The organism is Streptomyces sp. URMC 126 (genome assembly GCF_051386555.1).
GTDB lineage: Bacteria > Actinomycetota > Actinomycetes > Streptomycetales > Streptomycetaceae > Streptomyces.
This window is the reverse complement of the sequence record NZ_JBPQTX010001471.1, coordinates 1-228: the sequence shown is the minus strand read 5'-3', so window position 1 is coordinate 228 and position 228 is coordinate 1. Positions and strand designations below refer to the sequence as shown.

General features: G+C 77.2%; 1 protein-coding gene. It reads left to right on the top strand.

Annotation, left to right across the window (positions count from 1 at the left end):
• Positions 1 to 228 (top strand): RNA methyltransferase PUA domain-containing protein (locus ACSNOK_RS36710; RefSeq protein ID WP_436784963.1); only part of this gene is annotated, 228 nt, incomplete at both ends.

Sequence of the window (228 nt, the reverse complement as noted above, 5' to 3'; positions counted from 1 at the left end):
ACGACGTGCTGATCGACGGCACCGAGGGTCGCCACGCGGTCGAGGTCCTGCGGCTGTCGCCGGGGGAGCGGGTCCGGGTGGGCGACGGTCAGGGCGCCGTGGCCGAGGGCGACGTGGTGAGTGCCGGCCCGCAGGGCCTCCGGGTGGCGGTGGTGCGGCGCTTCGAGGTGCCGCCCCAGGCGCCGGAGTTCGTGCTCGTCCAGGCGCTGCCGAAGGGCGACCGCGGTC